Raw genomic sequence first — 25,367 nt, forward strand, 5'->3', positions numbered from 1 at the left:
GGATCAGTGGCGTTCCTTCAACAGGTCACGCAGCCGCTTGGGCGCAGGTTGCAGCGGGGTGCGGACGCTGGTCCACCCGGCCTGTTTCTTCGGAGTCAGCCAGCGCAGACGGCTGGCCAGCCAGGAGAAGCTGCGGTAGAGCGCCGGCGAGCTGTAAACGGCCGACCAGCCGCGCCAGATGGCGCTCTGCATGCCGCTGTGTCCGGCGCCCTGGCCGCGCATGGCGGGATTGGCGTGCGGCTCGGAGAAGGCTTCTTCGCGCAGGCGGATCAGCAGTTCGGGAATGGGAATCTTCACCGGGCAGACTTCGCCGCAGGCGCCGCACAGCGACGAGGCGGTGGTCAGGCCAGCGGTGGCTTCCAGACCCAGCATGTGCGGCGAGACGATCTTGCCGATGGGGCCGGGGTAGGTCGTGCCGTAGGCGTGGCCACCGATGCGGGTATAGACCGGGCAGTGGTTCATGCAGGCGCCGCAGCGGATGCATTGCAACGTCTTGCGCAACTGCTCGTCGGCGTAGGCCTGGCTGCGGCCATTGTCGAGCAGCACCAGGTGCACTTCGCCCGGACCATCCTTCTCGCCCGGCTGGCGCGGGCGGGAGATCATGTTGAAGTAGGTCGAGATGTTCTGGCCGGTGGCCGAGCGGGTGAGCAGCGAGTAGAGCGGCGGCACGTGCTCCAGCTTTTCGACGATCTTCTCGATGCCGGTGATGGCGACATGTACGGCCGGCGCGGTGGTACACATGCGGCCGTTGCCTTCGTTCTCGACCAGACACAGCGTGCCGGTCTCGGCCACGGCGAAATTGACGCCGGAGAGGCCGATGTCGGCCTCCAGGAACTTCTGGCGCAGCACGCGGCGGCCGATCTGGATCAGCTCGTCCACATTGTCGGTGTAATCGACGCCCGGCACCTTCTCGGCGAACAGCTTGGCAATCTCTTCCTTGGTCTTGTGGATGGCCGGCATGATGATGTGCGACGGCTTCTCGTCGGCCAGCTGGACGATGTATTCGCCCATGTCGGATTCCAGCGCGCCGATGCCGGCCGCCTCGGCCGCGTGGTTCAGCTCGATTTCCTCGCTGACCATCGACTTGCCCTTGACCATCAGTTTGGCCGAGTGCTTCTGGCAGATGCCGAGGATGATTGCGTTGGCTTCTTCCGGCGTCTCGGCCCAATGGACATTGATGCCGTTGCGCGTCAGGTTGGCTTCGAGCTGTTCGAGCAGATCGGGCAGCTTGGTCAGGTTGTACTGGCGGATCTTCTCGCCGAGCGAGCGCAGGGTTTCCAGTTCTTCCGGATCGGGAAACTGGCCGGCGCGCTTGGTCATCAGGAAATCCATCGCGCCGCGGAAGCTCTTGCGCAGGAAGGGGTTCTCGACCACGTCCTTGGCGCGGGCGCGGAAGCCGACCGAGGGCATGAAGTGCAGGGCGTGCGGGGTCTGCGGTGCGCTCATTGCAGGTTCTCCTCGATCATCAGGACGATCAGCTCCTTCGGGCCGTGCGCGCCGTAGGCCAGCGTCTGCTGGATGTCGGCGGTCTTCGACGGGCCGGAGATGAGCAGGGCATTGGTCGGCAGGCCGCCGGACCAGTGTTCGGCCGTCATCGCCTCGTAGAAAGTGTTGTGGATGTGGGCGGCGTCGAGCAGCACGATATGGACGGGCGGCACCAGCGACATCAGGCGCGGCTCGTCGGCGTCCGGCCACAGGATCAGCGTGCCGGTCTCGGCGATGGCGCCGCGGGCGGCGGTCAGGCTGGCCGGTACGTGGTGGAAGAGTTCTTCCTTCCAGCTTTCGATGGCGCGTTCGTAGTCGAGGCAGGCGATGCCGCTTTGCGGCAGGTCGGCCAGGGCACGCTGGCCGTGCGGCGTCTGGCCGCCAACCAGCAGCTTGTCGATCTGGCGGGCACTCAGCACTTCCCACAGTTTCTGCAGCCAGCCGCCGCGCGACACCGAATAGACCTCGGCATGGGCCAGTTCGATGAAGTGGCGGAAGCGTCTGGCCTTGTCGGCGGCCGATTCGCTCGGCCGATGCGTGGCGAACCAGCCGGCGACATCAGGCGACGCTGCTGCGGTGGACGGCTGGTTTTGCCGCAATTTGGCGAGGATGCGGTCGCGGGCGCTCATTTTGCGGCCTCCTTCTGGGTGCGGCGGAGCAGGAAGCTGGCGATGTGCTCGCCGGGCAGGCTCGGCGTCGTGCGGCCTTCCTGCTGGTCCTTCCAGGCGGCGTGGCCGAGGATGTTCATCAGGCAGCCGCAGTCGGCGCTGACCACGCGCTCGGCGCCGGTGGCCTTCAGCGAGTTGAGCTTGTCCTCGACCATGGCGGCCGAGATTTCCGGCTGCTTGACCGAGAAGGTGCCGCCAAAGCCGCAGCACTCCGCTTCATGGTCCTGCTGCGCCACTTTCACGTTGGCCAGGCCCCCCAGCAATTGCTTGCCGGTGACATGGACGCCCATCTCGCGGCGGGCCGAGCAGGAAGTGTGCAACACGACCGTGCAGTCGCTGCCACAATCTTCCGGCTTGAAGTTCAGTACCTCGACCAGAAACTGGGTCAGTTCGTAGATGCGACCAGAGAGTTTTTCGGCCTGCGCCTTGCGCTGCGGGTCGTTGGCGAACAGGGTGGGGTAGTGATGCTTCATCATCCCGGCGCAGGAGCCGGAGGGCACGACGACCGGCCAGTCGTTCGGAAAAAGCGTCAGTTGCAGTGCAGCGACCTTGCGTGCTTCGTCGGGAAAACCGCTGGTATAGGCCGGCTGGCCGCAGCAGGTTTGTTCCTCGGGAAAGTGCACGCGGATGCCTTCGCGTTCGAGCAGCGTAATGGCATCGAGGCCGGCGCCGGGGAAAAACTGATCCACGACGCAGGTGGCGAAGAAATAGACATCGGTCGGGCGCTGGGCTGGCTGGGTCATCTTGTCTCCGGTGTTTTATTCCAAGTGGTAAAATGGTAAGACCACTTGTTCTTGGGGTGAGAAATTTACGTGAATACAGGCATGTAGTCAATTAGGCTTGGGGAAATCCCTAGGCTTGCACTTTCCGAAACGGCTGATTAAAATGCGCTGGTCTTACCAATCAAAGTGGTCTTACCAATGCCGAATAAAGTGCAGGTGCCGCGTATTTCGGATGCCATCGCTTCCACGCTGGAGCGTCGCATCCTCGAAGGCTCGTTGAAGCCGGGCGACCGCTTGCCTGCCGAACGCGAATTGGCGGCCGAACTGGGCGTCTCCCGCCCGAGCCTGCGCGAGGCGATCCAGAAACTGGCCTCGAAGGGCATGGTGCAGAGCCGTCAGGGTGGCGGTACCTTCATTACCGCCGCGCTCGAGTCGAGCTTCTCCGATCCGTGGCAGGACATGATGGGCAAGCACCCGAACCTGCGCGAAGACATGCTGGAGTTCCGCCGCATGCTTGAGGGTCAGGCTGCCGAGTGGGCTGCCGAACGCGCCACTGAGGCCGACCTGCAGCGCCTGGAGCAGACCTTCAGTGCCTTGAAAGCCGCTTTCGAAGCGGATGATGCCGAAAAGCGCTCCGAAGCCGACATCGCCTTCCACCAGGCCATCGGCGACGCCGCCCACAACGTGCTGATCGGCCACCTGTCCGGCGCGCTGCTCAACCTGATGCACGACAACATCCGCCTGAACCTCGGCGAACTGAAGAGCGTGCCGGCGGCCAATCGCCTGCTGATGGGCCAGCATGAGTCCATCTACCAGTCGATCCGCGACAACAAACCGCAGGCTGCGCGCTCCGCGGCCGAGACGCATATCGATTTCGTGCGCGAAACGCTGGCCCAAACGCTGCGTTCCGTCGCCCGTCGCGAGACGGCCGAACGCCGCCTCAACACCGATTTCTCAAACTCCTGATTTTCAATTCGACCCCCTGAAAGGACTCCTGATGGAAGCTCTTGTCATCCCCTTCGAAAAACTGCGCATGACTGACGTCGACCAGGTCGGCGGCAAGAACTCTTCGCTCGGCGAAATGATTTCGCAGCTGGCCGACACCGGCGTGCGCGTGCCGGGTGGCTTTGCTACCACGGCGCATGCCTACCGCGTCTTCCTGTCGCAATCGGGCCTCGATGCCAAGATCAACGCGGCGCTCGACGCGCTGGATGTCGATGACGTCAACGCCCTGGTCAAGACCGGTGCCGAGATTCGCCAGTGGGTGCTCGATACCCCGTTCCCGATGGAACTGACCATCGCCATCACCGAGCAGTACCAGCGCCTGGTGGCCGAATCCAATGCCGACATGTCCTTCGCCGTGCGTTCCTCCGCCACCGCCGAAGACTTGCCGGATGCTTCCTTCGCCGGCCAGCAGGAAACCTTCCTGAACATCGTCGGCCTGGAAAACATCATGCACGCGATCAAGGAAGTGTTCGCTTCCCTGTATAACGACCGTGCCATCTCCTACCGTGTACACAAGGGCTTCGTCCACGCCGACGTCGCCCTGTCCGCCGGCATCCAGCGCATGGTTCGCTCCGACAAGGGCGCCGCTGGCGTGATGTTCACCCTCGACACCGAATCCGGCTTCCGTGACGCCGTCTTCGTCACCTCCAGCTACGGCTTGGGCGAAACCGTCGTGCAGGGTGCGGTGAATCCGGACGAGTTCTACGTGCACAAGCCGATGCTCGATGCCGGCAAGAAGGCTGTTGTTCGCCGCAACCTCGGCTCCAAGATGATCAAGATGGTCTTCGCCGCCGAGAAGGTTGCCGGCAAGTCCACCATCACCGAGGATGTCGAAGAATCCCTGCGTCACCAGTTCTCGATCAATGACGAAGAAGTCATGGAACTGGCCCGCTACGCCCAGATCATCGAAAAGCACTACGGTCGTCCGATGGACATCGAATGGGGCAAGGACGGCGTCGACGGTAAGTTGTACATCCTGCAGGCCCGTCCGGAAACCGTGCAGTCGCAAGCTGCCGCCGGCAAGCAGGAAAAGTTCAAGCTGAAGTCCTACTCCAAGGTGCTGGCTTCCGGCCGCGCCATCGGCCAGAAGATCGGCGTTGGTCCGGTCCGCGTCGTCAAGGATCCGAAGGAGATGGATCAGGTCAAGCCGGGCGACGTGCTGGTCGCCGACATGACCGACCCGAACTGGGAACCGGTCATGAAGCGCGCTTCCGCCATCGTCACCAACCGTGGTGGCCGTACCTGCCACGCCGCGATCATCGCGCGTGAGCTGGGCATCCCGGCCATCGTCGGCTGCGGCGACGCCACCGAAACCCTGACGGAAGGCGAAGTCGTCACCGTTTCCTGTACCGAAGGCGACACCGGCCACGTCTATCGCGGCCGCCTCGACTACGAAGTCACCACCCGCGACATCTCCGCCATGCCGGATGTGCCGGTCAAGGTCATGATGAACGTCGGCAACCCGGAACTGGCCTTCGAATTCGCCCAGCTGCCGAACGCCGGCGTCGGTCTGGCCCGCGTCGAGTTCATCATCAACAACGTCATCGGCATCCACCCGAAGGCCATCCTCGACGTCGAGCGCCTGCCGGCCTCCAAGCGCGACGAGATCAAGCGCCGCGCCCGTGGCTACGCCTCGCCGAAGGACTTCTTCGTCGAGAAGCTGGTCGAAGGTGTGGCCACCATTGCCGCCGCCTTCTACCCGAACCCGGTCATCGTCCGCCTGTCCGACTTCAAGTCCAACGAATACCGCAAGCTGCTCGGCGGCGAACTGTACGAGCCGGAAGAAGAAAACCCGATGCTCGGCTTCCGTGGCGCTTCCCGCTACATCGCCGAAACCTTCCGCGACTGTTTCGAGATGGAATGCCGCGCCATGAAGCGCGTGCGTGAAGAAATGGGCCTGACCAACGTGCAGTTGATGGTTCCGTTCGTCCGCACCGTCGGCGAAGGCCAGGCCGTGGTCGATCTGCTGGCCGAGCATGGCCTGAAGCAGGGCGAAAACGACCTGAAGCTGATCATGATGTGCGAAATCCCGTCCAACGCCCTGTTGGCCGACGACTTCCTGAAGATCTTCGACGGCTTCTCCATCGGTTCGAACGACCTGACCCAGCTCACCCTCGGTCTCGACCGCGACTCCGGTCTGGTCGCCAACCTGTTCGACGAACGCGACCCGGCCGTCAAGATGCTGCTCGGCATGGCCATCGCCGCCGCCAACAAGGCCGGCAAGTACATCGGTATCTGCGGCCAGGGCCCGTCCGACCACCCGGATCTGGCCGAATGGCTGATGGACCAGGGCATCAGCAGCATCTCGCTGAACCCGGACACCGTCGTCGACACCTGGACCCGTCTGGCGACGCACAAAAAGGCGTAATGCTGCGGTGCACGGCTAGAAATAGCCAAAAATGAAGAAGGCCGGGAGCGATCCCGGCCTTTTTGTTTTGCGCTGCGACGATTTGCCGCAGCTTTCGGGCGCCTTGAGCGGCGCCGGATTGATCCCGGTTAAAGCGGCTGGAGAATTACCCGATAAAAATAGTTGGGTATTTTTAATCCAACCCGAAGGAGATCGGATGAAGACGAATCGCTTGCCATCGACACTTGCGTTCCTGCTGGCCATGGCCACTGCCGGGAGCCAGACGGCCTGGGCGGCCGCGGACCACCATCACCATCATGGCGACGGCGCCGAGCAGAAGCTGCAACTGAACGCCGGGAAGAAATGGGTGACCGATGCTTCGCTGCGCCAGGCGATGGATGGGATCAATCAGGCAATGGTGACGGCGGTGCCGCTGATTCACAAGAACCGTTTCAGTGAGGCTGATTACGCCAAGCTGGCAGCCGGGATCAACGAGAAGGTGGCTTATGCGGTGGCGAACTGCCAGCTCGCACCCGAGGCCGATGCCATGCTGCATCTGGTGATCGCCGAGTTGACGGCCGGGGCTGAGGCGATGGCGGGCAAGGGCGGTGCTTCGCGGCACGACGGCGCTGTGCGCGTGCTGCAGGCATTGCAGTCGTATGGCAAGTATTTCCAGCATCCGAACTGGAAGGCTGCCCGAGGCTGAGTTTGGCTTCCCCTTGAGGGGCATGAGCGCCATTGGCAATCTTGCCCCTTGTTGGTGCGATTTATTTTTACAAAGGATCAATTGCGACGCTTCGGCCATGTGTCTGACGTTGGCCTGACGCTCGGTGGGATGCGATACTTCGGCCCATGCAGTCGAATTACATCCTCGCCGTCCTCGTTTTGCTCAGCTCTGCGCTGAGTGTCGTCTATCTTGCTCACCGCTTCCGCTTGCCGTCGCTATTGGCATATCTTGCCATCGGCATCGCGCTCGGGCCGCATGGCCTGAAATTGCTGGCCGAGACCCGTGAGGTCGAAACCCTGGCCGAGTTCGGCGTGGTCTTCCTGATGTTCTCGATTGGCCTGGAGTTCAGCATTGCCAAGCTGCGGGCCATGCAGACCATGGTGTTCGGCTTTGGCGGCAGCCAGGTGTTGCTGACGGCCACGGCGACGACGCTGGTTGCGCTGTTTGGCTACGGCCAGCGTTGGGAGACAGGGCTGGTTGTCGGGCTGGCGGTGGCGATGTCGTCGACCGCCATCGTGGCGCGCATGTTGTCGGAACGCTTCGAACTGCATTCGCGTTCGGGCCGGCAAACCATGGGGGTGCTGCTGTTTCAGGATATTGCCGTCGTTCCGTGTCTGATTCTGTTCCCGGCACTGGCCCGGCCGCAGGATTCACTGGCGCAGTCGCTGCTGATCGCTGCACTCCAGACCACGGTTGTGCTGGTGCTGCTGATCGGCCTGGGCAAGCGTCCACTCAAGGCTCTGCTCGATCTGGTCGCCCGCCGTCGTTCGGAGGAATTGTTCGTACTGACCACGCTGTGGATCGTCGTTGCCCTCGGCTACCTGACCCATGCCGCCGGCCTGTCGCTGGCGCTGGGCGCCTTCATCGGTGGCATGCTGATTTCGGAAACGATGTACCGGCATCAGGTGGAAGCCGACATCCGGCCCTTCCGCGACATCCTGCTCGGGCTGTTCTTCATTACCGTCGGGATGCTGCTGGATCTTTCCTTTGTCTTCTCCAATATCCTGCTGCTGCTCTTGGCTGTCTTGCTGCTGGTGGCCGGCAAGGGATTGGTGGTCTTCCTGCTTGCCAAGATCGTGCGCAGCCCGATGGATGTCTGCCTGCGCACGACGGCACAGCTGGCACAGGCGGGTGAATTCGGCCTGGTCCTGATCCAGCTTGGTTATGAATTGAACCTGATCGGCAAGGATGTGTTTCAGGTCACCTTGTCAGCCATGCTGATTTCGATGTTCATCGCTCCCTTCCTGATCGAGTGGGCGGCCCGCGTTTCAGGCAGCATGGCCAAGGGCGATTGGGCGCACAAGGCGAAAGTGGTGCACGACATCGCCGTCAGTTCCTTCTCGCTGGATCAGCATGTGATTCTCTGCGGCTACGGACGCACGGGCGAGAATGTGGCGCGCTTTCTGGCCGAGGAGGATATCCCCTATGTCGCCCTCGATCTCGATCCGGCCCGCATCAAGCAGGCGCCGCTGAAGAACGGCGTGCTCGCCTTCGGCAATGCCGAGCGGCCCGAAGTGCTGAAGGCGGCGGGCATCGCCCGGGCACGCGGTGTGGTCATCGCTTACCACGATGCCCATTCGGCCGAGCGCATTATCCAGTTGGTGCGGCATGAGTCGGCCACCATTCCGATCATCGTGCGAGCAGCCGACGAATCGTCGGTGGGCAGGCTGAAGGCGGCCGGGGCGACCGAGGTGATCCCGGAAGTGCTGGAGGGCAGTCTGATGATTGCCGCCGAAGCGCTGGTGCAGTTTGGCGTGCCGGTCGATACGGCGATGGGGCGCGTGCGGGCGGCGCGGGCCCAGCGCTATTCCTCGCTGCGGGAGTTTTTTGGCGGCTGAGTGCCGGCCGCGAGCAGCGGCTTAGTCGGCCTGAACGCTGTCGCGGCAGATGGCTGAAGCCTTGGCCGAGGCCGCCTTCTCCAGCAAACGGACGAACTCGTCGGAATAGGCCGAGCAGGCGGCGCGCTGGTCGCGGATGAAGCGGACGTGTCGCTCGAGTGCCCAGGCGATGGTGTTTTCCCATTCGCGATTGCCGCGCGTCAGGTTGGCCAGCGCGTCAAGCAGGCCGAGCGCGAGGTTTTCCTTCCAGTAGCGCGTCTCGCGCTTGGCGCCCTTGGGCAGCGGGGTGTTGAGCTGGAGCATCAGCTCGTTGTATTTCATGAACAGCTCGACCGCCTTGGCGTGGGTTTCGGCCTGGCGGCTGTCGCGCTCCAGGCGCAGCGTTTCGTCGTGCAGGGCGATGGAGGCGCGCTGGGCGCGTTGGGTGTCGGCGAACTGGCTGGCACCGGCGATCAGCACGACGATGGCAACGGCTGCGGCAGCCACGGTAGCGAGGTAGGCGGCGCGCTTCAAGCCGGCATCCTGGCCGCTGGTGGCAGTGCCTTGGGCCAAGGTGGCGGGCGGCGATGCGGGCAAGGCGTGGGCGGAAGGTTCCGCGCTCGGCGTGGCGGTCACCGATGTGGCCGGGGCGGCCACGGTTTCTTCAGCCATGGCTTCGCCGGCAGGCTCGACCGTATCCGCCGCCAGGTTATCGCTGACCAGCACCATGCGCGTCCGTGCTCGACGCGGTGCTGCCGGCTTGCGGCGCTTGGCGCCGGCATCCGCTTCGGCTTCCGGCGCAGCGGCAATGGGGCTGAGGATGTCGGAGGCGACGGCTTTGACTCGTTCGCCGGGGAAGGGCAGTGCTTCCAGTTCGGGCAGCGACAGCTGTTCCTGCTTCTTGCTTGTTTCTCTCGCCATGGGCTTCTTGTAATGGTTGCCGCGCTTGTGCCAGCGCGTTCTCGGGGGCGCGCATTATAGAGAAAGTTGGCGGCCCGTGCCGGTTTTTGCCGAGTTTTGGCGACTGCTGCGGTGCACTGGCCGAAACAGGCAAAACAGGCCGGGGATTTCCGGCCTTCTTTTTGGTGCTGGTGACGAGGCTTACAGCACGACCTGCGAGCCCAGTTCGACCACGCGGTTGGACGGAATCTTGAAGAAGGCCGTGGCGCTGCCAGCGTTGCGGAACATGGCGATGAAGAGCAGTTCGCGCCAGTAGGCCATGTCCGAGCCGAGGCGGGGAATCAGGGTTTCGCGGCCGAGGAAGAATGAGGTGTCCATCATGTCCAGCGCCAGTCCCGCTTCGCTGCACAGGGCGAGGGCGGCCGGAATGTCGGGCTCGTCCTTGAAACCGTACTGGACGACGACCTGGCTGAAATTGGCGCCGAGACGATGGATTTCCGCGCGGTCCACATCCGGCACGTAAGGCACGTCGAAGACCTGAACGCTGAGGATGACCACCTGCTCATGCAGGGCCTTGTAATGCTTCAGGCTGTGCAGCAGGGCATGCGGCACCACGCCAGGGTTCTGCGTCAGGAACACGGCGTTGCCGGAGACGCGCTCGATGTCGTGGTCGCCGATGCTGGCGACGAAACCTTTCAGGTCCATGGCGTCCTCGGCCAGGCGTTGCTTGAGCAATTCACGGCCGCGCTTCCAGGTGGTGAGCAGGATGAAGATCGCCAGGCCGAAGGCCAGCGGGAACCAGCCGCCATCCGGAATCTTGATCGAATTGGCGAAGAAGAAGCCGCAATCGACGCAGATGAAGGGCAGGGCGCCGAGGATTGCGCGCAGCGGGTGCCAGTTCCACAGCCGCACAGCGACGGCGATGGCCAGGATGTTGGTGATCAGCATGGTGCCGGTGACAGCGATGCCGTAGGCGGCGGCCAGATTCGACGAGGAGCCGAATTCGACGACCAACGCGATGATCGAGATCAGCAGCAGCCAGTTGATCGCCGGCAGGTAGATCTGGCCAATTTCCTTCTCCGAGGTGTGCTGGATTTCCAGGCGCGGCGTGAAACCGAGCTGGATAGCCTGCTGGGTGATCGAGAAAGCGCCGGAAATGACTGCCTGCGAGGCGATGATGGTGGCGACGGTGGCCAGGATGACCAGAGGATAGCGCGCCCATTCCGGCGCCAGCAGGTAGAAGGGGTTTTCGATGGCGGCGGGATCGGCCAGCAGGAGCGCGCCCTGGCCGAAGTAATTGATGACCAGCGCCGGCATGACGTAGCCCAGCCAGGCGTACTGGATCGGCTTGGCGCCGAAATGGCCCATGTCGGCGTAGAGCGCTTCTGCCCCGGTAATACAGAGGACGACGGCACCCAGCGAGAAGAAACCGAGGGCCGGGTTGGCCGACAGGAAATTGTAGCCCCACAGCGGATTGAGCGCGGCGAGCACACTAGGATTTTCGACGATGGCCAGCAGGCCGAAGGCGGCCAGCACGGCGAACCAGATCACCATGACCGGCCCGAACAGCGCACCGACGCTGGCCGTGCCGCGGCGCTGGAAGATGAACAAGCCGACCAGGATGACCAGCGTGATCGGGATGATGTAGGGCGTAAAGGCCGGCGTGATGATCTCCAGGCCTTCGACGGCCGAAAGCACCGAGATGGCCGGGGTGATCACGCCGTCGCCATAGAACAGCGCGGCACCGAACAGGCCGAGGGTGACCAGCAGTTTCTGCTGCCAGGTGCCGGGCGTGCCCTTGTGCAGCGCCAGAGTCATCAAGGCGATGATGCCGCCTTCGCCCTTGTTGTTGGCGCGCATGATGAAGGCGACGTATTTGAGAGTGACGACGATGAGCAGCGACCAGAAGAAGAGCGACAGGATGCCGAGCACGTTGTCCGGGGTGATCGGCACCGGATGGTGCGCCCCGCCGAAGACTTCCTTGATCGAATAGAGCGGGCTCGTGCCGATATCGCCATAAACGATGCCGAGCGCTGCCAGCGTGAGCGTCGCCAGACGCTTACGGTCTTGTTGCTGTTGCATGATTTTCCCCTACGGCTGGAAGCGGTAGCCCACGCCGGTTTCTGTCAAAAAGTGTTTGGGTTGGGTCGGGTCGTCTTCGAGTTTCTGGCGCAGATGGCCGACATAGACCCGCAGGTAATGGCTGCTCTCGACATAAGTCGGGCCCCAGATTTCGCGCAGCAGGTTGCGCTGCGTCAGTACCTTGCCGGGATGCGCGAGCAGGGCACAGAGCAGGCGGTATTCGATCGGCGTCAGGTGCACCGTCTCGCCGTTGCGGCTGACCAGTCGGCGCGACAGGTCGACCGCCACATTGCCGAACTCGACCAGCGGCGAGGCTGCCTCGCCGCTACGGCTGCGCCGACGCAGCAGGGCACGGACGCGGGCGCGCAGCTCGCCGACGCTGAACGGCTTGGTCAGGTAGTCGTCGGCCCCGGCGTCGAGCGCGTCGATCTTGTCGTTTTCCTGCGAGCGGGCGGACAGGATCAGGATGGGAATATCCGACCAGCCGCGCAGGTCGCGGATCAGCTCGATGCCATTGCCGTCGGGCAGGCCGAGATCGAGGATGAGCAGGTCGGGCTGGCGCGAGCCGGCTTCGAGCAGACCTTGGGCCATGGTTTCGGCTTCGTTCACCTGGCAGCCTTCTTCCTCGACGGCGACGCGCACGAAGCGGCGTATCTGCTTCTCGTCCTCGACGATCAACACCTTGGCGGGCGTGCTCATAGGTGTTCCTCCTCGATCACCGGCGGCTCGCCCACGGGCAGCGTGAAGCTGACGGCGGCGCCGCCGGTGCTGCGGTTCTCGGCGCGGATGCTGCCCTGGTGCGCTTCGACGATGGCCTTGCAGATGGCCAGGCCGAGGCCAGTGCCCGGCTTACCGCTTTCCGGATGACCGCGCACGAACATGTTGAACAGCTCGTCGTGCTGCTGGGCGGGAAAGCCGGGGCCGTGGTCGGCGACGGTAATCTCGACCGCATCGCCCTGGCGGCTGGCGCTCAGTTCAATATCGGTCTGGGGTGGCGCGTACTTGGCGGCGTTTTCCAGCAAATTGCACAGCACGCGCTCGATCAGCACGGCGTCGAATTCGAGCAGCGGCAACTGCCTGTCGAGATCGACCTTGATCCGGTGGCCGGCCAGCGCATTGCCGAGCAGCTTGATGCTGGCACCGACGACTTCTTCCAGCGGCTGCCATTCGCGGCGCAGCGTCACTTCACCGGCATTCAGGCGGGCCATGTCGAGCAGGTTGCCGACCAGCCCGGCCAGGCTGGCGGCCTGCTCGTGCAGGGCCTGCGAGGTTTCCAGCGCAGCCGGCGGCAAGGGCGGCTTGATCAGCGACAGCGAGTCGGCCAGGCCGACCATCGCCGTCAGCGGCGTGCGCAGGTCGTGCGACAGGGCGGAGAGAATCGAGCTGCGCAGGCGCTCGGTCAGCATGTTCAGCTCGGTCGTCTTGGCCACCTCAGCGTAATGCAGGCGTTCGAGCGCCACGGCGATCAGCGAGGCGAGGGCTTCGAGCAGCGACAGCGTTGCGTCGCTCGGTTCATCGGAGTTGGTCGGAAAACCGACGGCCAGCACGCCGCGCAGGCGCATCGTGGCATTCAGCGGCAGATAGAGCGAAGCCAGGCCAAGGCCGCTGACTTCGTCGCTACGCACCAGCTTGCCGCTGTGGAAGGCGACTTGCGCCAGGTGGCTTTCGACGAAATGCGCTTCGGCCGGGGCCGGCGTCGCCAGCGTCTTGCCGCCCTCGGCCGGCAGCAGGATGACGCTGTGCGCATTGGCCTGGGCTTGCATGAAGGTGTGCACCAGTTCGCCGACCTGCTCGATGCTCAAGGCGCCGGCCAGTTGGCGGGCCAATTGATAGAGCGCCTGCGTGCGTTGCTCGCGGTGTTCTGCCTCACGGGCTTTTTGCCGCAGGATGGAGGTGAAGTGCGTGGTGGTCAGCGCCGTGACCAGCATGACGGCGAAGGTGACCAGGTACTGGATGTTGCTGACCGCCAGCGAGAAGCGGGGCGGGACGAAGAACACGTCGAAGCACAGGACGCTGAGCACCGAGGCGAGAATCGCGGCGTTGCGGCCGAGCTGGACGGCGACGACCAGCACCGTCAGCAGGAACAGCATGACGATGTTGGCGAGATCGAGATAGCCGAGCAATGGCGTCGCCAGCAGGGTGGTGACGACGCAGGCGACGACGGTCAACGCGTAGCGCCGACTGGGTGTCAGCCGGTCCAGCTTGCTAGCGGTCGTTTGGGTTTCGGTCGTCATGGCATATCTCTGTGATCGGATGGTGTCAGACTAGGCCAAGCCGTATAAAAACGCCGATCATTCTGGCGGTAAGGGCGTAAAAATGTCGTAAAAGTTGCTGGCGCGCTTGCCCGAGCGGTTGCTGCGGTGCACTGTCGAAAATGGCCCAAAACCGTCGTTCGCTGCCGCGCCGGCCCTACTTTGGCAGGAGCGGCATCCTCCGAATGGCGGATATGGTCATTCGCCCATTTCACCTAGCATGACCAGCCCCCAATGAGACGGGCCAGCGACGGCTCGCATGAACGGCATGGAAGCTGAACAAGACGCTAACAAGGGCAGCGAGCCCCCGGAACTGGAATTGTCCGACGAGGACATCCTCGACGCGTTGGCCCATGTGCCGGGCTATATCGATATCAGTACCGAGGACTTTCGCACGGTCTATCACCTGGCTTGGCGGCATGCCCTGCAACGCCTGCGGGAAGAGCGGAAGGCGCTGGATAAGGACGATACCGCGTGAAGCTCGAAACAAACTGGCGGGATTATCTGCGCAAGATGCGCGGCACGACGCGCGGCAGCCCGCCGCGGGTGAGCAACGAGGAGATTGCGCTGTCCTGGCTCGGCGCCTTTTGCGGCATCGCCCTGCTCGGGTGGCTCGGTGAGCATTACTTCAACGAGGGCGATCGGGTGCTGCTGATCGGCTCCTTCGGTGCCTCGGCCGTGCTGCTCTTCGGTGCGGTGCGCAGCCCATTGGCGCAGCCGCGCAACCTGATCGGCGGCCATGTGCTGTCGGCGCTGGTCGGCGTGATCTGCTGGAAGTGCCTCTATTTCATGCCCTGGCTGGCCGGTGCGCTGGCCGTGGCGACGGCCATTGCCTTGATGCACGCAACGCGCACCTTGCATCCGCCCGGCGGGGCGACGGCGCTGATCGCCGTCGTCGGCTCCGGTGAAATCCATCGCCTCGGCTTCTGGTATGTGCTGACGCCCGTCCTGCTCGGTGCCGTGCTGATGCTGGTGATCGCCTTGCTGTTCAACAACCTGGCGCGCTCGCGGCGTTATCCGGAAATCTGGTTTTAGCTCATTGCTGCGGTGCACTGCCGAAAACGGGCAAAAAACAAAAGGCCGGAATTTCCGGCCTTTTTGCTGGGCAGTGAGTGGCTTAGCGGGCGACCTTGAGCAATTCCACTTCGAAGGTCAACGTTGCGTTCGGCGGGATGACGTTGCCTGCACCGCGGCTACCGTATGCGATGTCCGGCGGACAGGTCAGCTTGGCCTTGCCGCCTTCGCGCATCTTGGCGACGCCTTCGGTCCAGCAGGGGATGACGCGATTGAGCGGGAAGGTGGCCGGCTCGCCACGCTTGTAGGAGCTGTCGAACTCGCGACCATCGGTCAGCGTGCCCCGGTAATGCACCTGAACGGTGGATTGGGCGTTGGGCTGCGCGCCGTTGCCGTCCTTCAGCGATTCATAGACGAGGCCGGAAGCAGTTTTTTCCGGGGCGGCAGCGTGGGCGGCCGTGCCGGCGATCAGGGTCAGTGCGGCCAGGGCGAGACGGAGCGAAGCTTTCATGGTGGTGGCTGTAGGTAGTGATGAAAGGAAGGGGCCGATTATCGCCTTGAAATCACGGCAAGTGAATTGGGAAAGGGGAGGCGTATTGCGTCGATATTTGCCGTTTCAAATGACGTTTGAATTGAACGTTGTCGACTCGTTGTGGTCTTAGTGTCAAACGTTCGTTTGTTGAACATATTGATTTATCAGTAAGTTTTTTGCGGGGTTTCCTAATGATTAACGCGTTGATTGAATATGGCATGATTTAGATCAACTTGATTTTGCTATTTCGTTGTCATTATTCGTAACTACTGAAGGGTGTTCGCTGAGTTATGGAGAAAGGCAAGATGCATTCAGAGCAGGGTGCGGATTTGTTTCACCGCAACAAGGCTGGCTTGATATTGCCGATGCTACTGTTGTGGACCGTGCTCGCCTGGGTTGTGGCGCATCGCTACACCGAGCGGGTGATGGACGAAACACTCGAACACCAAAGCCAATTGGCCGCTCGCCAGCTCGATTCCCTGGTCGGTAACATCGAAGAAACCCTGCTATCCCTGCGTGGCATTCCCAAGCTGCTTGCCAAGGATGTCCAGGTCGAGCGAGCCTTGCAGCAGTTTTCGCTCAATGGTGAACCGTCGCCCTTGCCTCATGCCGAGCGTAAGGCGGCGTGGGCGGCCAATCCGGAATTACAGGCAGTCAATTCGCTGTTCGTCGCTGCGGCCGATGCGCTGAAAGCCGACGCCATCTGGCTGCTCAACGCCGGCGGAGATTGTGTTGCTTCGAGCAACCACATGACGCCGATCAGCTTCATCGGCAACAACTACGCCGAGCGTGAGTATTATCGTGAAGCGAAAACCGGCCTGCCCGGCGAGCAGTATGCAATTGGCAGAAATAGCCAGGTACCGGGGCTGTATTTCTCCTATCCGGTCATGGCCAATGGCGTTTTTGCGGGCGCTGTTGCGACCAAGCGTGATATCACCGATTTCATGCGGTGGACCGGGCAATTCGAATCCTTCATCACGGATGCGAATGGGGTGATCATCCTGTCCCGCGACAACCGCCTTAACTTGCGTACGGTACCCGGTGCCAGTGTCGGTTCGAAGCCCGAGGCCGAGTTGCAGGCGCAGTATCGGCGTGCCAGTTTCGTACCGCTGTCGATCGAGGCCTGGGGGGCGGCCTTCGGGCAGCGCCTGGTCCGCCTCGACGGCGGCGATACGCCGTATGTACTGGTCCGCAAGAAGGATACGATGCAGGCGATCGAGGTCTTTTTGCTCCACCCCAGCCCAGAGCTCGCCCAGCAGCAAAGTCAGGAAACGAGCATCTTCGTGCTGCTTGCCTCCGTCGGCAACCTGCTGATCGTCGCCATCTACGCCTCGGTGCTCTACACGCTCAGCCTGCACCGCGAGAAGGAAGCCTCGCTACGCGCGGCGAGCGAGCTTGAAGGCTTGGTTGCGGTGCGCACCGACCAATTGCGCGCGGCCAAGGAGGAGGCCGAGCGGGCGGCGCGGGCCAAAGCCGAGTTCCTGGCCAATATGAGCCATGAGATTCGCACCCCGATGAATGCCATCATCGGCTTCACCCGCCTGCTGATGCGCGACGGCCCCAGCCTGGAACAGCGCGAACGCCTGGAAAAGATCGGCAATGCAGGCGACCACCTGTTATCCATCATCAACGACATTCTCGACCTGTCGAAAATCGACGCCGGCAAACTGCAACTGGAATACACCGAGTTCCCGACCAGCGCCGTACTCGATGGGGTTCGCTCACTGATTTCCGAAGCGGCGCGGGCCAAGGGGCTGGAAGTCGAAGTCGATTACGGTAACGTGCCATCCTGCCTGAAAGGCGATCCGACGCGCCTGCGCCAGGCTTTGCTCAATTACGCGAGCAATGCGGTGAAATTTACGGCCACCGGCAAGGTCAGCCTGCGGGCGCGGGTGCTTGACGAAGATCAGGAGAGCCTTTTCGTCCGTTTCGAAGTCGAGGATACCGGCATCGGTATCGCTCCCGACAAGTTGTCGACCCTGTTCCGCGCTTTCCAGCAGGTCGATGCCTCGACTACCCGGCAGTTCGGCGGCACCGGCCTCGGGCTGGCCATTACCGACCGCCTGGCCCGTCTGATGGGCGGCGAGACCGGGGTCGATAGCGAGCCGGGCAAGGGCAGCCGTTTCTGGATCAGCGCCCGCTTCGGCAAGTGCCATAACGTCGGCGTCTATATCCATTCGCTGGTGCACGACGACAGCGAGGAACGCCTGCGCGCCGCGCACGACGGCAGCCGTATCCTGCTCGTCGAGGACGATCCGATCAATCAGGAAGTGGCGCTCGCCTTGCTGGCTGAGACCAGACTGGTTGTCGATGTGGCCGACGACGGCCAGCAGGCGGTCGAGAAAGCCGCTGCCTCGCACTACAAGCTGATCCTGATGGATATGCAGATGCCACGCATGGACGGCATCGAAGCGACACGCGCCATCCGCCTGCTACCGGGCTGCGCCAGCGTACCGATCATCGCCATGACGGCCAATGCCTTCAGCGAAGACCAGCAGCGCTGCCTGGAAGCAGGCATGTCGGACTTCATTGCCAAGCCGGTCGAACCCGAGGTCTTGTTCAAGACCTTGGTCAAATGGCTGGATGACACGCTGAAACCGACCGCCTGAGTCGGCGTTTTCCCTCCCCTGGCTTGCCGCATCAGGCAAAATAATAAAAACAGGAGGACGAACATGGTTGCAGGAAACCTCGTAAACAAGCTGCGCTCCTTGATGGGCGGCAGCGAAGAACGTGTCGGGCTCAATGCCAAGGGTGTCGAGAAGCTGCGCGCCCAGTTGCGCGAATGCGCGGCCGGGCAGGGCGGCGAAGTTTCGGCTCGGGTGCGTGCCGGCAAGCTGGCGGAAACCTATCTCGGCCTGAACGACGAAGGCCGCCACCAGTTCCTGAAGCTGATCGCACTCGAGTTCGGGCCGGACCCGAAGAAGGTCGACAAGGCCCACGCGGCCTACCAGAAGGCCGTCGGCACCGCCGACCAATGGAAGGCCGAAGCCGCCCTGCGTGGGGCGATGCGCTCGCAACGCATCCGCATCCTGACGCAATTCAACGCCATTCCGCAGGGCGTCAAATTCCTCGTCGACCTGCGCGCCGATCTGCTGCGCTATCTGGAAAACGACAAGGAACTGGCCGTACTCGACCGCGAGCTGGAGTCGCGCCTTTCGGCCTGGTTCGACGTCGGCTTTCTCGAATTGCAGCGCCTGACCTGGAACTCGCCGGCCGCCTTGCTCGAAAAGCTGATCGAATACGAAGCCGTGCACGAGATCCGCTCGTGGACCGACCTCAAGAATCGCCTCGACTCCGACCGCCGGCTCTACGCCTTCTTCCACCCGCGCATGCCGGCCGAGCCGCTGATCTTTGTCGAAGTCGCGCTGACCGACCATATCTCCGGCAACGTGCAGGAGCTGCTCGACGAGAACGCCCCCGTTTTCGACAACCGCAAGGCCGATACGGCGATCTTCTACTCCATTTCGAACACGCAGGTTGGCCTGCGTGGCGTGTCTTTCGGCAACTTCCTGTTGAAGCGCGTGATCGACGACTTGAAGCGCGATTTCCCCAAACTGGAAAACTTCGCCACCCTGTCGCCGATGCCGGGCATGGCTGCCTGGGTGCGCAAGAATCCGGGCGTATTGGCCGAGGCCGAGATCGCGTTGGCGCTCGATCAGCTATCGACCGGCGAATGGGCCAAGGACAAGAAGCAGGTGCGTTCCGTGCAGGATGCGCTGCTGCGCCTCGGCGCCCGCTATCTGGCGACAGCCAAGCAGGGCGGCGGCGAAGAAGGTCCGCCGTTCGACCCGGTATCGCGCTTCCACCTCGGCAACGGTGCGCGCGTCGAGCGCCTTAATTTCCTGGCCGACTCCTCGGCCAAGGGCTTCCGCCAGTCCTTCGGGCTGATGGTGAATTACCGCTATGAGTTCGACGACATCGAAACCAACCTCGAAGCCTTCGCCAGCACTGGCAAGATCGCGATGTCGGCGACCGTGCGGCGGCAGGCACGGTTAAGCAAGTAAATAACCGTTCCGTGGCCGGTGCGCAGTCGACTGCTGCGGTGCACCGGCCAAAAAGGGCAAAAACCGTGGCGCGCTGGGCAATCCGGGAAATGTTCATCCCGCCCGCCCTTGGCGCAGGCGTGTTTCGGCGTCAGCAAGGCTTATTTGGCAGCGGGCGACCATCGTCGCCTTGCCCTGCAAATAGCCTTCAGGCGTCTCCGAATTTCTTGTGGAAGGCTTCCATGGCACGGCTGCGTGCCACGAAGAGGCGGAGTTTGACCTTGTCGGACAGCACTTCGTCCGAAACACCGGCTGCTGCCTGATTGAGAACATGTGCATCGACCGCCTTGGCTCGCGCCATCAACAGCCGTAGCTGGATGTGAGCGGGCAGGGCGAGCTTGTCGTCGTTGCCGTCGAACGTTTCCCCGGTCAGCCTCGGCCGGCTGAAGGAACGGTGCAAATCCAGATCGTCCAGGCCGGGATCGTCTTCATCGTCATCTGAGGCGATTTGCCGCGTCGGGTCGTCGACCCGGCCAGCGCTTTTGTAGAGCGCGATCTGCTCGCGGGCCGCGCGCGAAAGCATCGATCTGGCCGCGGCATGCTTTTTGGCCTTGATCGTTTTGCCCTGAGCGAGGCCTTGGCTGGAGGCGAGATGCCTGATCGGCTTGGCTGCTATCGCCGGCAGCGGTTCTGTGGTGAGTGCAACCAACGCACCGTCCATGGCGGGCAAGACCTGAGCGCTTTCTGTCGGAACGGCGACAACCGACGTTTCCTCGGCGTGAACACCCGTCACGGCGAGGAAAGTCGAAATAGCGATCAGATATTTGCGCAGCATTGGCAGGGCACTCATAGCCATGGGCTTAGTGAATCAGATTGGCCTCGAACGTGGCTTCGGCCTGCTCGGCAAACTTGTACTGAGCGAAGATGCGCTGCAGTTCGGCCGATTTCATTCCCGGGTTGGCCAGAAAGCTGATGCCGATGCGTTGCCCCTGCTTGACCAGGGTCGTGAAGGCGTAGTGCCATTCACGGGCTTCTTCCAGGCGTTCGATCACTTCCTGCTCGTTGCTGATGGCCACACCGGCGCCCTTGAGCGACTGAATGAATTGGGTGGATTCGTAGTTGGGGTTGCGGATCATGTTGTGCTCCATTGATTCACGATTGCCATAGCTACTTAACGATCTGCCCGAGCATGCGATGACGGCCATTTGTAGCGATTTGTAACGATCGAACCACTGGGCCTGGGCGACACGGCGCCCAGTGCCGCTTACGAGCTAGGCAAAATCTTTGGCAAGGGAACGATTCGGAACTAAGCTGAAAGCAAGGTCGGCCGCCCGTCGTACGGCATCCGGAATGGCCCTCACCCCCCCGCTCAGGGCAGGGTTGCCGGCGGCAAGGGTGGCCGACCGCTGGAGGCCGCCATGAAAAAGAAGAGCTTTCCGCTGGCCAAGGTCTATGGCCTGCTCGAACCCGGCCCGGTCGTGCTGCTCAGCACCGCGCGGCGCGGCAAGAACAATGTGATGACTCTCTCCTGGCACACCATGCTCGAATTTGAGCCGCCGCTCGTCGGTTGCGTCGTCTGCGGCTATAGCCATGCGGCACTCAAGGCGACCAAGGAGTGCGTCATCAACATTCCGGATGCTAGCCTGGCCGATCAGGTCGTCGCCTGCGGCAACCATAGCGGTCGCGACATCGACAAATTCGCTGCTTTCGGCCTGACACTGCTGCCGGCAGCGCAGGTGCAGGCTCCGCTGATCGCCGAATGTTTCGCCAACCTGGAATGCCGCGTGCTCGATACCCGCCTGGTCAATCGCTACAGCTTTTTCGTGCTGGAAGTGGTGCAGGCCTGGGCCGACGACGACATCGCCGAGCAACAAACCATACACCATCGCGGTTACGGCAGGTTCATGTTCGCTGGCGAGACGCGACAGCTCGATTCGAAGATGCGTTGAGCCTCGACGCAGGGGCTGGGTTTATCTACCGCCGTCCAAGATCCAGGTTGCGATCTTCTGCACCACGTCGTTCTCGATGCCATTGAAGCCGTGATAGGCCATCGCCTCGCACGGATCGCCCACATTCCGCCCGCCCTTGAAGACCAGTAACTGCTTGCGCGGGGCGTTGCTCAGCTTGTCGATCAGCGAAGGTGCGCCGGCAAAGGCGCAATGCGAGCAGCCATCTTCCTCGTGATGCACCACCAGGACCGGGATACGGATTTTCTCAAGCGGCATCATCGGCACCGCCCGCCCCTTGGGGTCGGTGAGGATCGTTGCCGTCAGCACCACCCCATCGGGACCATCACTCCCAGACAGCTCGGTGGCGACATAGCCTGCCGACTGCGTACCGCGGCTGGTGCCAACCAGCCAGACCGGTACCTTGTGGGTTTCGCGCGCCCAGGCAATCACCGCCTTGATATCGTCCGCATGCTCCGGTTTCTGCCGCTGGCCGCCGAGAAAGGGGGCGGATTGCCGGTCGGAAGGCGCATCGACTACCACGACGTTGAAGCCCTGATCGGCAAACAACTGGCGCGTCCGCACCAGGAAATTGCCTTCGCCCCATTTCATGCCGCCGTTGGGAAACAACTGCAAGCCGCCGTGCCCGCCCGGCAGCATGATCAGCGTCGCTTTGGTGCTGGCCGAGGAGAGCACCAGCAGGCGCTGAGTCACGCTAGGCCGGGTCGGGATGTCGACAACTTGCTGCGCCAGAGCGGTAGTGGCCGTGAGTAGCCAGAAGGCGAAAAAAACGATAGCGCGCATTGATTTCCTCCGGTGGGGTAATGAGGCCAAAGAATAAGCGGCTAAAGAGAGCGATTCAGGTTAATCGGGGCCTTGGTTTTTGGCAAAAAATGCGTGTGCACCGCAGCAGCGGGAGAAATCGGGCTTTACACCTTTCATTGCTCCGAATGCAGATTGGGGCAGAGGCAACGATAAGTTATCGGTTTAGCTTTTTCCATTCATCGGTGAGTAACCCCGAGAAACCCCAGTTCTCCTCTTCGATTTCCTGAATGACGATGTGGGTATGCTCCGGCTTCTTGCCAAGCACTCGAACTAAAGAATCAGTGACCTCTTGGACTAACTGACTCTTTTGTTCCCTCGTGGCACCTTTGGTGATCTGAATATTGACGTATGGCATGGGGGTAAGTGACTCCAATGAAGAATCGGTAGAGCCAGGAATTGACTGCTCACTAGTTTGTGAGGGCCAGCACGACGAGACAGCATGGCTGGATCGGGTCTCGAAGCTGGCTGTTGTGGCTTGAAAATCAATAAAACACGGAGGGATCACGTTTCTTTCTGGAAAATGTGGTCTGTCCCCGATTGTTGCGAATGCTAAGAATACGTCGGACAGGAGTGGAAGTCAGGTTAAACGGCGCATCGGTTTTTGGCAAAAAAGGCTTGTGCACCGCAGCAGGGCAAAAATGCGGCCTTTCAGCGATCAATCTGGAAAGTCAGGCCCATTTTTCTGAATCTGAACGATTTCCTGGTCGGTCAGTGGCTTGCCCAGTTTGAGAAACACCTTCGCCGCGCCGGCACCCATCGCCATCTCGCGAAATGCGCGAAGCTCGACTTGCGTAAAGCCACCGGCGGGATCGCCCAGGGGGTGCATGATGATCGTGGGCGCTAGGGCGAGGAACGATTTCTCCATCGCTTGCCTCACCTGGTACTTCAAAAGCTGCTCGGCGAGTGTGAAGTCGGAAACGAGTGAGCGGGGGTGACCGAACGGATTGACGATCCGAGAGGGCCGCGATGCTGCCGCGTCGCGCGCTTTAGCCCCTATCGCGATGATCTCGGGTTTGGCGGACTGACTGATCGCCACTTCAGGCACTGCCGAAATCACTCGGCCAGAACGCAGATTCTTGATCGTCAGAAGCTCTGGCGAAATCATTACGTACAGAATCGGGCTTGGAAAACCGAACATTGACGGAGCACTAATGGTGAAAGTAACCGGACGCCGCGCGTGGCGGATTGAGGAAACCTAAACGCGGCTGTTCGGCGGTCCGGTTGACTGGATGGTTAGCCCTTAGCATGCCGACGCCTCCAAGAAGACCTAGCAACTGAAATAGAGTCAACCAGATATAAGAACATGAGTACGGCAAACAAGGCCTTCGATGTCATAGACAGCCACGGAGAGACATTTGTAGGTGGCGGCACCCAAATTACGACATAGGCGAACAACAGAAATACAACTAAGCGCCCCCAGCAAATACTGGCTAAGTAAAAGCCCAAGCTTTCGTGTATACGCGAGTGGCGAATCATGGCCTTGAGTCGTTTAGGGCTGCGTAATCCGCGACGAGGCTCACGTTTAAACAGAGACATGGGGCTAACTAGTGGTAGACGTCAAAACTGACGCCTAATTCTGAAACCTGTCCAATAAGCTGGAATACAGGACAGCGAGTTTCGCTTGTATCACAAGCTTTTCGGGTGGATTGTGGTGTATTCATGGCTAGTTTCAATCGGCCAAACCGGACATTGATGACTGAGGGGGCGCATCACCTCGTTTTGGCGGGTTCTGGGCTACGCGATGGGCATAAGCATACGCATTCGCTCAGGTGGCGTCCATTCGGATGGCATTGTTCGAGGGCGCAAAAAAGGCTATCCGCGTTGCTTCGGACAGCCTTGCTTGAGGGGCGATAGTCAGCGGTTCGGTCGCCGTTCACAAAATCGCCAGCACATTCTCCGGTGGCCGGCCCAGTGCGGCTTTGCCGTCCTTGACCACGATGGGGCGCTCGATCAGTTTGGGGTGCTGGACCATGGCTTCGATCAGCGCATCTTGCGACAGCTTGGCGTCGGCCAGGTTGAGGTCCTTGTATTCGGCTTCGCCTTTGCGTATCAGGGCGCGGGCGTCGGCGAGGCCCAGTTGCTTTAGCAGGGTCTTGATCTCAGCGGCGCTGGGCGGGGTTTCGAGGTAGAGGACGATTTGCGGATCGATGCCTTTTTCCTTGAGCAGGGCGAGGGTGTCGCGGGATTTACCGCAGCGCGGGTTGTGGTAGATGGTGGTCATGCTTGGGCTCCGGATTGCAAGGTGCGTATTGTCGCGCAGGCGATTGCTGCGGTGCACGGGCTGAAATGGCAAAAAACGGGCACAAAAAACGGCCGGGGTTTCCGGCCGTTGTTTTGGGCGCCTACCGCTCAGGCGCGCAGCAGGGCCTTGACCAGGCGCTCGGAGAGCTGGTCTTCGGTGAATTGCGGCTCGTTGGGCGGGTAGAGCGAGTCTTCGACGATTTCGAAGCCGTTGTCTTTGGCGAGGGCGCGCAGTTCCTTGATCTTCTGGCAGGCCTTGAGAGCTTCGGCGAGGGCGGCATCGGCGCGCGCCTTGTCGGAAAACGCCTTGATCGGGGCGACGGACATGGTGGGTTCTCCTGATGAGGTTGGTAAGAGGGTGTTGCGGGTTGAATGGGAGTTCAGGCGGGGTAGTCGATGACGTTGCTGTCGCCACTGCCGTCGTCGATTTCGGCGCGGGCGAGGCGGCCATCGGCGTGGTAGTGGTAGTCGTGGCGCAGTTCGATTTCGCCGTAGACGACCTTTTCGCAGCTGACGAGCTGGCCGCTGGCGTCGTAGCTGCCACGGAAGTAGGTGTTGCGGTTGTTCATGCTGGCGGCGTCGATTTCGCCGACGAGGTTGAGCGGTAGCTTGGTGCCGCTGTAGCTGGTGAAGTAGCGGGTGGTGGCTGGGCGGGTCATCGTGCGTTTTGTCGGATTGTCGACAGGAATTTCGTCAAAACCCCATGGATTGCAAAAATGGGGCCAGCGCTTTCGGTTGCGTCTGGAATAAGTGCTCTGCAGCAGGAAATGGCGGTGGGAATGTTTTGACCCCATGGCGTAGAGTTGCTGCTATTCTTTGCA

The 25,367-nt window shown here is 61.8% G+C and carries 25 protein-coding genes; 9 read left to right on the forward strand and 16 right to left on the reverse strand.

All coding sequences use genetic code 11. The annotated features are described in order from the left end of the window. Positions 1-3: 3 nt before the first annotated feature. Genes WIF35_RS02395 through WIF35_RS02405 form a run of 3 tightly spaced genes read right to left on the reverse strand, consistent with a single transcriptional unit; the run spans position 4 to position 2,896 of the window. On the reverse strand, positions 4-1,446 hold the full coding sequence (locus WIF35_RS02395; RefSeq protein ID WP_412479973.1) for a LutB/LldF family L-lactate oxidation iron-sulfur protein: 1,443 nt from the start codon (positions 1,444-1,446) through the stop codon (positions 4-6). Then, positions 1,443-2,114, reverse strand: coding sequence for a LutC/YkgG family protein (locus tag WIF35_RS02400; RefSeq protein ID WP_412479974.1), 672 nt, complete (start codon positions 2,112-2,114; stop codon positions 1,443-1,445). The genes WIF35_RS02395 and WIF35_RS02400 overlap by 4 nt, the downstream gene beginning before the upstream one ends. Beyond that, entirely contained in the window at positions 2,111-2,896 is a 786-nt protein-coding gene (locus WIF35_RS02405; protein ID WP_412479975.1) for a (Fe-S)-binding protein, read from the reverse strand. Before WIF35_RS02405 ends, WIF35_RS02400 begins: the two co-directional genes overlap by 4 nt. Before the next feature lie 177 nt (positions 2,897-3,073). Here WIF35_RS02405 and WIF35_RS02410 point away from each other — a divergent pair, with 177 nt between their 5' ends. The 4 genes from WIF35_RS02410 to WIF35_RS02425 all read left to right on the forward strand — a co-directional run bounded on the left by WIF35_RS02410 (position 3,074) and on the right by WIF35_RS02425 (position 8,792). Continuing rightward, positions 3,074-3,841, forward strand: a complete 768-nt coding sequence (locus WIF35_RS02410) for an FCD domain-containing protein (RefSeq protein ID WP_412479976.1) — start codon at positions 3,074-3,076, stop codon at positions 3,839-3,841. A 31-nt stretch (positions 3,842-3,872) separates the two neighbouring features. Beyond that, entirely contained in the window at positions 3,873-6,248 is a 2,376-nt protein-coding gene (gene ppsA / locus WIF35_RS02415; RefSeq protein ID WP_412479977.1) for a phosphoenolpyruvate synthase, read from the forward strand. A 31-nt stretch (positions 6,249-6,279) separates the two neighbouring features. Beyond that, a complete protein-coding gene (locus WIF35_RS02420; protein ID WP_412479978.1) occupies positions 6,280-6,933 on the forward strand; it encodes a hypothetical protein in 654 nt (217 codons plus the stop codon). Positions 6,934-7,079: 146 nt separating this feature from the next. Beyond that, positions 7,080-8,792, forward strand: coding sequence for a cation:proton antiporter (locus tag WIF35_RS02425; protein WP_412479979.1), 1,713 nt, complete (start codon positions 7,080-7,082; stop codon positions 8,790-8,792). Between the two features lie 21 nt (positions 8,793-8,813). Here the strand turns inward: WIF35_RS02425 and WIF35_RS02430 are convergent, their stop codons facing one another. The 4 genes from WIF35_RS02430 to WIF35_RS02445 form a co-directional block, all read right to left on the reverse strand. Next, positions 8,814-9,692 carry a hypothetical protein gene (locus WIF35_RS02430; RefSeq protein ID WP_412479980.1) on the reverse strand — a complete coding sequence of 293 codons (879 nt, stop codon included), beginning with the start codon at positions 9,690-9,692 and terminating at the stop codon, positions 8,814-8,816. 180 nt (positions 9,693-9,872) lie between these two features. Further along, positions 9,873-11,753 carry a potassium transporter Kup gene (locus WIF35_RS02435; RefSeq protein WP_412479981.1) on the reverse strand — a complete coding sequence of 627 codons (1,881 nt, stop codon included), beginning with the start codon at positions 11,751-11,753 and terminating at the stop codon, positions 9,873-9,875. A gap of 9 nt (positions 11,754-11,762) precedes the next feature. Beyond that, positions 11,763-12,452: a two-component system response regulator KdpE gene (kdpE, locus tag WIF35_RS02440; protein WP_412479982.1), complete on the reverse strand. Its 690-nt coding sequence runs from the start codon at positions 12,450-12,452 to the stop codon at positions 11,763-11,765. Continuing rightward, positions 12,449-13,987, reverse strand: a complete 1,539-nt coding sequence (locus WIF35_RS02445; RefSeq protein ID WP_412479983.1) for a DUF4118 domain-containing protein — start codon at positions 13,985-13,987, stop codon at positions 12,449-12,451. Before WIF35_RS02445 ends, kdpE begins: the two co-directional genes overlap by 4 nt. Positions 13,988-14,273: 286 nt before the next feature. On the opposite strand from WIF35_RS02445, the gene WIF35_RS02450 reads away from it, so the two are divergent. Further along, on the forward strand, positions 14,274-14,483 hold the full coding sequence (locus tag WIF35_RS02450) for a hypothetical protein (protein WP_412479984.1): 210 nt from the start codon (positions 14,274-14,276) through the stop codon (positions 14,481-14,483). After that, positions 14,480-15,040: an HPP family protein gene (locus WIF35_RS02455; protein ID WP_412479985.1), complete on the forward strand. Its 561-nt coding sequence runs from the start codon at positions 14,480-14,482 to the stop codon at positions 15,038-15,040. The genes WIF35_RS02450 and WIF35_RS02455 overlap by 4 nt, the downstream gene beginning before the upstream one ends. 82 nt (positions 15,041-15,122) lie before the next feature. On the opposite strand, the gene WIF35_RS02460 is transcribed toward WIF35_RS02455, so the two are convergent. Then, positions 15,123-15,530 (reverse strand): FKBP-type peptidyl-prolyl cis-trans isomerase, encoded by a 408-nt coding sequence (locus WIF35_RS02460; RefSeq protein ID WP_412479986.1) that lies wholly within the window; start codon positions 15,528-15,530, stop codon positions 15,123-15,125. 386 nt (positions 15,531-15,916) lie between these two features. Here WIF35_RS02460 and WIF35_RS02465 point away from each other — a divergent pair, with 386 nt between their 5' ends. Together WIF35_RS02465 and WIF35_RS02470 are read left to right on the forward strand one after the other, a co-directional pair. Further along, complete coding sequence (locus WIF35_RS02465; protein WP_412479987.1) at positions 15,917-18,160, forward strand: response regulator; 2,244 nt, start codon at positions 15,917-15,919, stop codon at positions 18,158-18,160. A 63-nt stretch (positions 18,161-18,223) separates the two neighbouring features. Further along, positions 18,224-19,555, forward strand: coding sequence for a malonyl-CoA decarboxylase (locus WIF35_RS02470; protein WP_412479988.1), 1,332 nt, complete (start codon positions 18,224-18,226; stop codon positions 19,553-19,555). 187 nt (positions 19,556-19,742) lie between these two features. Here WIF35_RS02470 and WIF35_RS02475 read toward each other — a convergent pair whose 3' ends face one another. Further along, the gene (locus WIF35_RS02475) at positions 19,743-20,384 is read right to left on the reverse strand and encodes a hypothetical protein (protein ID WP_412479989.1); all 642 of its coding nucleotides are present in this window, start codon (positions 20,382-20,384) and stop codon (positions 19,743-19,745) included. Positions 20,385-20,394: 10 nt separating this feature from the next. Then, positions 20,395-20,670 carry a hypothetical protein gene (locus WIF35_RS02480; protein ID WP_412479990.1) on the reverse strand — a complete coding sequence of 92 codons (276 nt, stop codon included), beginning with the start codon at positions 20,668-20,670 and terminating at the stop codon, positions 20,395-20,397. Between the two features lie 282 nt (positions 20,671-20,952). Between WIF35_RS02480 and WIF35_RS02485 the strand changes: the two genes are divergently transcribed. Further along, positions 20,953-21,483 carry a flavin reductase family protein gene (locus WIF35_RS02485; protein ID WP_412479991.1) on the forward strand — a complete coding sequence of 177 codons (531 nt, stop codon included), beginning with the start codon at positions 20,953-20,955 and terminating at the stop codon, positions 21,481-21,483. Positions 21,484-21,504: 21 nt separating this feature from the next. On the opposite strand, the gene WIF35_RS02490 is transcribed toward WIF35_RS02485, so the two are convergent. The 6 genes from WIF35_RS02490 to WIF35_RS02515 all read right to left on the reverse strand — a co-directional run bounded on the left by WIF35_RS02490 (position 21,505) and on the right by WIF35_RS02515 (position 25,205). Beyond that, entirely contained in the window at positions 21,505-22,284 is a 780-nt protein-coding gene (locus WIF35_RS02490) for an alpha/beta hydrolase (protein WP_412479992.1), read from the reverse strand. Between the two features lie 175 nt (positions 22,285-22,459). Beyond that, the gene (locus WIF35_RS02495; RefSeq protein ID WP_412479993.1) at positions 22,460-22,660 is read right to left on the reverse strand and encodes a tautomerase family protein; all 201 of its coding nucleotides are present in this window, start codon (positions 22,658-22,660) and stop codon (positions 22,460-22,462) included. Positions 22,661-22,960: 300 nt separating this feature from the next. Further along, positions 22,961-23,410, reverse strand: coding sequence for a rod shape-determining protein (locus WIF35_RS02500; RefSeq protein WP_412479994.1), 450 nt, complete (start codon positions 23,408-23,410; stop codon positions 22,961-22,963). A gap of 768 nt (positions 23,411-24,178) precedes the next feature. Then, the gene (gene arsC / locus WIF35_RS02505) at positions 24,179-24,526 is read right to left on the reverse strand and encodes an arsenate reductase (glutaredoxin) (protein ID WP_412479995.1); all 348 of its coding nucleotides are present in this window, start codon (positions 24,524-24,526) and stop codon (positions 24,179-24,181) included. A gap of 128 nt (positions 24,527-24,654) precedes the next feature. Beyond that, a complete protein-coding gene (locus WIF35_RS02510; protein WP_412479996.1) occupies positions 24,655-24,873 on the reverse strand; it encodes a Nif11-like leader peptide family RiPP precursor in 219 nt (72 codons plus the stop codon). A 53-nt stretch (positions 24,874-24,926) separates the two neighbouring features. After that, the gene (locus tag WIF35_RS02515) at positions 24,927-25,205 is read right to left on the reverse strand and encodes a DUF6156 family protein (RefSeq protein WP_412479997.1); all 279 of its coding nucleotides are present in this window, start codon (positions 25,203-25,205) and stop codon (positions 24,927-24,929) included. Positions 25,206-25,367: the final 162 nt, after the last annotated feature.

It is taken from the genome of Azonexus sp. IMCC34839, assembly GCF_047047955.1.
Taxonomy (GTDB): domain Bacteria; phylum Pseudomonadota; class Gammaproteobacteria; order Burkholderiales; family Rhodocyclaceae; genus Azonexus.